The organism is Rhodovulum viride (genome assembly GCF_003265965.1).
In the GTDB taxonomy this organism is placed as follows: domain Bacteria; phylum Pseudomonadota; class Alphaproteobacteria; order Rhodobacterales; family Rhodobacteraceae; genus Rhodovulum; species Rhodovulum kholense.
In genome coordinates, this window is sequence record NZ_MUAV01000322.1 from 1 (window position 1) to 206 (window position 206).

Below are 206 nucleotides of genomic sequence, written 5' to 3' on the forward strand. Positions count from 1 at the left end.
ATCGTTTTTGTCAGCGATGCAGAATGGTCCGGTTTTCTCAGCCGACACTGAAGCCGTTGAGAAGATTTTAAACCGCGGCGGCCTTCAATCGATGATGGGCTCTGTTTCCCTGATTATCATCGCATTCGCGCTCGGCGGTCTCATGGAAAAAATCGGCCTGATTACAAGCCTGCTTGAAGGTGTAATCAAGGGCATTCATACGAAAG

1 protein-coding gene is annotated in these 206 nt (G+C 49.0%); it reads left to right on the plus strand.

What is annotated here, in order from left to right:
- Positions 1-206: Na+/H+ antiporter NhaC family protein (locus tag BYZ73_RS22305; RefSeq protein ID WP_281269521.1), on the plus strand; the 206-nt coding region annotated here is incomplete at both ends.